Here is a 6,053-nt window from a genome sequence, read left to right on the forward strand (position 1 = left end):
TCTTAAACGAAAAATATTAAGAAAGAGGTTTTTAAAAATGGCATCAGTAAATAAAGCTGAATTAGTTAAAGAAATTGCTGAAAAAACTGAAATGAAGAAGAAGGATGCAGAAGCTGTTCTTGAATCAGTTATTTCAACTATTCAAGATGAATTAGTTAAGGGTAACAAGGTTCAATTGATCGGCTTTGGTACTTTTGAAGTTCGTCACCGTGCTGCACGTAAGGGTCGCAACCCACAAACTGGTAAGGAAATTACTATTCCTGCAACCCAAGTTCCAGCATTCAAGCCAGGTAAGGCTTTGAAGGAATCAGTTAACAAGTAATATCTGATACTAAAAATTGAATATTCACACATCAAGCCCAACACTGCTGTAAAGTGGTGTTGGGCTTGTTTTTTATTTAAGATATTATTTTAATATGTAGTTCTAACAATTTCTTGCTTCATTCATCACAACATGGTGGTTGGCTTCAAGCAAAGCTGGGCCATTGCCAATCGACACTGCCCCATCAAGCATTTGACTATCATTCTTCAATTGCAGGCTATAATCTTTATAATCCAAAACCAAATTATCCTGCAATTCGACTAAATCATATTTGGAAGTGTAGATTTCCACACCTTCGTCATTTTGCAATTTTTCAGGATAATCCTTATCTGGCTTGTCTAGTTTAATAATTGAAAAGTTAGCACCAATACTGCAAGAACCACCATGAATGGAGTACTTTCCGCCACCATCGTCGACGATCAGCAGCATAAGATGACCTAAAACTTCTCTTTTCTTCAAATAATCTAATGCTGAATTAGTGAATTTAATCTTTGCCATGACTCGCATCTCCTCTTGATTTACTTTCATTATACGTACAATACTTAATTAAAAAATTGATCTAAATCAAGTTTTTAGAAAGAATATGATTTTTATGCAAAAACATTCACCAGTTGCATGTCTAAGCAAGGCCGCGCTCTTCTCCGATCTGCCTCAAAATTTAAAAGAAAAATTGGCCACGGTTTCCACTCACCAGCAGCGCTTTCCCAAAGGCAGCATAATTCGTCAACCAGCAGATGGCAAAAACGGAATGATCGTCATCGATCGTGGCAAAGCCAAAGTTTACAGCTTATCCTCAGACGGAAAAGAAACAGTTTTAGGCATTCTGAAAAAAGGCGATATTGAGGGTCAACAGAATCTATTCATCTCCTCCAACAATGAAAATTTTATTGAAGCACTCGACGATACCCTAGTTTGTTCGATTAACCGTGTAGATTTTCAACAATTATTAGAAAAAACACCTGATTTAGCTGTTAAATTACTCAATAATTTTGGTGAAAAACTAGTAGAACTCCAGCACAATACAGTTCTGCGCAATACCTTAGATGCCAAAGAACGGATTATGTCCTACCTGCAGGATTTATCTGTTAAACAAGGCAGAAGCACCGTGAAATTACAGATGAAAAAGAAAGATTTAGCCAGTTTGCTAGGCACAACGCCGGAGACATTCAGTAGAAAGCTTAAGGAACTTGAACAAGAAAAAAGAATTGCAACTGCTGGAAAAGCAATTACAATTCTTAACTGATTTAATAAACCAAAAAGAAATATTTTCCTCTTCTTTTCATCCTTAATTTCTTATGATATATTAAAGTCAAATTAAATTAAGGAAGAAGGCTTCAATATGAAAGCTGTTCAAATTAAAGATTTTCTCAATTATTCCAACCTAGGCAACTTAAAAACGAAAGGGAAAAATGCTGTCTTCGTCAAAGCATTACCTGATAATGATAAACAAGATCATTACAATTACACTTTGCAAATGCTTAAGAACGATCAAGTTAGTGCACTTTCATCTTTCGGTAAAGAGCAAAATTTTGTCTTTGAAACTGAAAAGACAGTGCTTTTTACAGGAAACCGACAAAATAAAGAGAATAAAACAGTGCTTTATCGCTTATCTTTAGATGGTGGTGAAGCTCAACCCATCGCTGAATTTGATCATGCCAACTATAAGCTTGAAAAAATTATCAATCAAAATGAGCTGCTTCTTTCACGTCGAGTTGACTTAAATGAAAAGGCAAAAAAAGGAAATCCAAATTCCGACGACTATGATATTTTCGATGAAACTCCCGCCTATTTTAATAATGAAGGTATTTTAAACAAGCATCGGGACCGACTTTTCACCTACAATTTGCAAACAAAAAAGTTAACGGAATTATTAGCAGATGATCCTTATTTTCAAATTGACCAATCGTGGCTGAAGGATAATCTTCTCTTTTTCACCGGCGGTTCATTTAAGCGTAAAGCCCATTTAAAAACGGCATTGTATAAGCTTAATTTTGGAACCGGCAAATTGGACGAACTGATTCCTTGTGATCAATACGAAATTTTTGATCTCTTTTTCATCAACGATCAAACCTATGTCGTCGCCAGTGACCAAAAAGAATACGGATGCGAAGAAAATCCTCAGATTTATTTGGTCAATGAAAAAAGCCACCAATTAAGCTTGGTAGCTTCATGGGACAAAACTTATGGCAATGCAATTATTGGCGATATTTGTTTATTAGAAACTAAACCTAGCACAACTTTTAATAATCAATTTTACTTTTTAACCACCGTAACTGACCACAATCAAATCATGATTTTTGATGGTCAAAAGATTAAACCATATTTTGAATTCGATGGCAGCATTGATTATTTTACTTTTCAAAATGACGGCAATTTGTTGTTTACAGGAGCTAAAAATAATGAATTGCAAGAACTATACCAAGTTGCAGATGGCAAACTCACGCAACTATCACATTTCAATGATGTAGTTCTTATAGATGTTTATGTTGCACAAGCCCATCAGATCAACTACGAATCAACAAAAGATGGCATTCAACACGGCTGGCTCTTGTATCCACGTAATTTTGGCAAAAATAAAAAATATCCGGCAATTCTTGACGTCCATGGTGGACCTAAAGGTTCATATAGTGCTGTTTTCTTCCATGAAATGCAGGTATGGGCAAGTCATGGCTATTTCGTTTTATTTGCAAATATTCATGGTTCCGACGGTCAAGGAAATGATTATGCTGACATGCGTGGTCAATGGGGCAAAATTGATTATCAAGATTTAATGAAGTTTGTAGACACGGTTTTAAAAGAAACTCCAGCAATTGATCAGCAAAAGCTCTGCATCACTGGAGGCTCATATGGTGGCTACATGACAAATTGGGCTATCGGTCAAACTGATCGCTTCTGTGCTGCAGCAAGTCAAAGATCAATGGCAAACTGGTTTAGTGATCCGTTTTTATCAGATATTGGTCCTTGGGATGATTTTTATGCCTTAGGCATCAATAACTTGAATGACAATCCTGAATTTGCTTGGCAGCAATCACCATTAAAGTACACTGATCATGTTAAGACTCCTACCCTTTTCTTAAATTCAGACCAAGATTACCGTTGTCCGATGACTGAAGGCTTGCAGATGTCCCGGGCACTTAATTGGCATAATGTCGAAACCAGAATGATTATTTTCCATGGCGAAAATCATGAGTTGTCCCGTTCCGGCAAACCCAAGAATCGGATAAAGAGATTGGAAGAAATTACTAATTGGTTTGATCATTATACGAGTAATAAATAAAAATAAAGGATAGACTTCCACGACAAGTGAAAATCTATCCTTTTTTCTAATCAAGATGTCCAATTTTTTGGTAAGATTTATCCGTAAATTGTTGCACCTCAAAATGGTTGCCATCTGGGTCCTGAGCCCAGAATTGCCAAGTCTCTGATGGGACCTTTCGAGGGCTCACTAATTACCTGGATACCGGCTTTTTTGAACTCCTCAAACGTCTTATGGCTATCGTCAACGGTAAGTGAAAAATGATTGAGCCCTGTTCGCTTGTACCATTCAACATCATGAGGAAGATCACTATTTGGAAACATTTCGATAAATTGCCCAGGTACAACCTCAAAATATGCATACATAATTTGTTCGGGATCTTTCTGAGCAATTTTTTGCTGCTCAGGACGATCTGGACGATCCAAATATTCCTTATACTTTACTTCAATCTTCTTCGTCAGGCCGAGTTTATTTTCGTAAAAATCAACCATCTTATCCCAGTTATCAGCAATTATATTTACATGCATTAAAGAATTAAACTTCATTTTCTTCTCTCCATTAAGCTATGCGATTTTTTGTAATTCCTTGTATTTTCACCATATCATCAATCTATCACTAATCCCACAAACTCCGGTTAAACAGGATATTTAGTTCGTTAAAAAGTATGAATAGATAAAAATTTTTAACTAAAAGTACAAAAAACACGGTTTGGCTAATTTATGCCAAACCGTGCTTCTTTTAGTTAAACCAGCAATCGCTATTCGATTTTTTCATGAGGAAGATTATAGTTTAGTAAAATTAGGCGGCCTTTTTGCTGCCATGTACTCTTAAGTAGTGAATCAAGGCATAAACCGTAAAGATAGCGAATAATATGCCTGAAATCATCAAACATGTTTTAGCATTTGGTGTAATTGCATTTAAAACAATTGGTGAAACAGCACAGCCAACGTTAACTAAAACCAGTACAATCGTGGTAGCCAAGTTGACAGAATTCTGTGGAGCGGACCAATCAAGTCAGTTATACATATATGGAATTGAAAGCCCGAAACCAACACCTAAAACTAAGCTTGCGCATGACAGCATTGCAAAGTTAACTGAGAAGGCAATCAATAAGAAGCCCGCAGCAACAATGGCAAAGCCGGTGAAATTGCCGGTGCCATCATTAAGAAGATTGAAATCGACAACAGTGAAATCTTGAAGATTAGAGTATCTTGAATTTTTTTGCCTTTCATTTTAGTTTCCCCCCTATTACTAAAATTGGCTATTTAACGATGTGCTTTCTAAAGAATTCAGCTTCTTCATCATTTGCTTCTTTTGCCAAGTCATCCTTCTGATTAATCAAGAAAACATGTGGCTCAGGATGATTTTCGTCGCCCCAGGACTTTTGAATTACTTCTATCCCTTTCGCTCTCAAAAATCCGTCTAAGCGAACTGCGCAATCATGGATAAAGTCTTGGTTGGCAGTACTAATAAAAGTTGGCAAGAAATCTTTAGTAATGTATTTTTCAGTATTAAGCAAATCTAAGTTCTTTTCATCAGCCATGACTTCTGGTTTAAAGTAAGCAGTTACGGCACCGCCAATCATTCCAGGATCAAGCATAAAGGTTGCAGGACTGTTTAATGCAACAGCTCTAAACTTCAAATCGGTCAACTCATAGCCGAATTTTTCACGATATTCCGGATTAGTCAAAATTGCCGTGTATTGTTCTGCCATTTGGCCACCAGCTGAATCTCCTACTAAGAAGACATTATTTTTATCCAAATTATATTCATCAGCATGATCAGCAACCCAGTGGATATATTCATTTACTTGGTCAAGTTCTTTTGGAAAACTTACTTCAGGTCCTAATTTGTAGTTAGGATTTACAAAAGCAAAACCACGTTTAGCCATCCCTAAACCATAGAATTGGTAAGTCTCTTTAGTGCCATATACCCAGCCACCACCGTGGATCTGAATGATAACTGACACCTTACCTTCCACATTCTTAGGCAAATACAGATCTAATAAATTCCATTTAGGATCTTCACCATATTGAATATCATCAATTCTTTTTACTTCTGGAATGTCATGAGGCAGGCCACTGTCACGTTTATCGTCGCTGGCTTTCCAACTTGTCCTCATTTCGTTAACTGCATCTATAACTTTTTGATCAACCATAATTTTCTTTCCCTCCTGTTGAATACGCTTACATAATAACTAAATTTTGGGTGCAAAAAAAGACCAATCTTAGCCATAATTTGGCGCTGATTGATCTCTTCTTTATTTATTTTTAAATTCACGTTTAAATTGCGACGCAGCCTTATTGTACAGCTTCTCACAAGCACGGTTCATCGTTCGAACCCCCGAAAAGCCGTTATCCAAGGCCACTTCTGTCAGGCTGTGATTGCTATTGCGCAGTTCATTATGAGCATATTGCGCACGCACATTATTAATATAAGTATCGACCGTAATCTCCAATGTCATTAAGTTAAGAC

The 6,053-nt window shown here is 36.6% G+C and carries 9 protein-coding genes; 3 read left to right on the forward strand and 6 right to left on the reverse strand.

Going from position 1 to position 6,053, the window contains the following annotated elements:
- Positions 1-13: 13 nt before the first annotated feature.
- Complete coding sequence (locus B2008_RS05070) at positions 14-322, forward strand: HU family DNA-binding protein (RefSeq protein WP_201780458.1); 309 nt, start codon at positions 14-16, stop codon at positions 320-322.
- A gap of 102 nt (positions 323-424) precedes the next feature.
- Here the strand turns inward: B2008_RS05070 and B2008_RS05075 are convergent, their stop codons facing one another.
- Positions 425-820 (reverse strand): iron-sulfur cluster biosynthesis family protein, encoded by a 396-nt coding sequence (locus B2008_RS05075; protein WP_281830233.1) that lies wholly within the window; start codon positions 818-820, stop codon positions 425-427.
- A 94-nt stretch (positions 821-914) separates the two neighbouring features.
- On the opposite strand from B2008_RS05075, the gene B2008_RS05080 reads away from it, so the two are divergent.
- Both B2008_RS05080 and B2008_RS05085 read left to right on the forward strand, forming a co-directional pair.
- The gene (locus tag B2008_RS05080; RefSeq protein ID WP_281830231.1) at positions 915-1,565 is read left to right on the forward strand and encodes a Crp/Fnr family transcriptional regulator; all 651 of its coding nucleotides are present in this window, start codon (positions 915-917) and stop codon (positions 1,563-1,565) included.
- A 96-nt stretch (positions 1,566-1,661) separates the two neighbouring features.
- Positions 1,662-3,599, forward strand: coding sequence for an alpha/beta hydrolase family protein (locus tag B2008_RS05085; protein ID WP_281830229.1), 1,938 nt, complete (start codon positions 1,662-1,664; stop codon positions 3,597-3,599).
- A gap of 98 nt (positions 3,600-3,697) precedes the next feature.
- On the opposite strand, the gene B2008_RS05090 is transcribed toward B2008_RS05085, so the two are convergent.
- The 5 genes from B2008_RS05090 to B2008_RS05110 all read right to left on the reverse strand — a co-directional run.
- A complete protein-coding gene (locus B2008_RS05090) occupies positions 3,698-4,123 on the reverse strand; it encodes a VOC family protein (protein ID WP_281830228.1) in 426 nt (141 codons plus the stop codon).
- 253 nt (positions 4,124-4,376) lie between these two features.
- Positions 4,377-4,559 carry a hypothetical protein gene (locus tag B2008_RS05095; protein WP_286822527.1) on the reverse strand — a complete coding sequence of 61 codons (183 nt, stop codon included), beginning with the start codon at positions 4,557-4,559 and terminating at the stop codon, positions 4,377-4,379.
- Between the two features lie 125 nt (positions 4,560-4,684).
- Positions 4,685-4,810 (reverse strand): hypothetical protein, encoded by a 126-nt coding sequence (locus B2008_RS05100; protein WP_286822529.1) that lies wholly within the window; start codon positions 4,808-4,810, stop codon positions 4,685-4,687.
- Between the two features lie 29 nt (positions 4,811-4,839).
- Positions 4,840-5,736 (reverse strand): alpha/beta hydrolase, encoded by an 897-nt coding sequence (locus tag B2008_RS05105; RefSeq protein ID WP_281830225.1) that lies wholly within the window; start codon positions 5,734-5,736, stop codon positions 4,840-4,842.
- Positions 5,737-5,838: 102 nt separating this feature from the next.
- On the reverse strand, positions 5,839-6,053 hold a 215-nt coding region (locus tag B2008_RS05110), incomplete at its 5' end, for a helix-turn-helix domain-containing protein (protein WP_286822531.1).

The organism is Lactobacillus sp. UBA5813 (genome assembly GCF_002417895.1).
Classification (GTDB): domain Bacteria; phylum Bacillota; class Bacilli; order Lactobacillales; family Lactobacillaceae; genus Lactobacillus; species Lactobacillus amylolyticus.

Bases quoted from the DNA above. Each gene is read 5' to 3' on its own strand.
- B2008_RS05105 (WP_281830225.1), bottom strand. From the start codon at position 5,736: ATGGTTGATCAAAAAGTTATAGATGCAGTTAACGAAATGAGGACAAGT.
- B2008_RS05075 (WP_281830233.1), bottom strand. From the start codon at position 820: ATGGCAAAGATTAAATTCACTAATTCAGCATTAGATTATTTGAAGAAA.
- B2008_RS05100 (WP_286822529.1), bottom strand. From the start codon at position 4,810: ATGAAAGGCAAAAAAATTCAAGATACTCTAATCTTCAAGATTTCACTG.
- B2008_RS05080 (WP_281830231.1), top strand. From the start codon at position 915: ATGCAAAAACATTCACCAGTTGCATGTCTAAGCAAGGCCGCGCTCTTC.
- B2008_RS05090 (WP_281830228.1), bottom strand. From the start codon at position 4,123: ATGAAGTTTAATTCTTTAATGCATGTAAATATAATTGCTGATAACTGG.
- B2008_RS05085 (WP_281830229.1), top strand. From the start codon at position 1,662: ATGAAAGCTGTTCAAATTAAAGATTTTCTCAATTATTCCAACCTAGGC.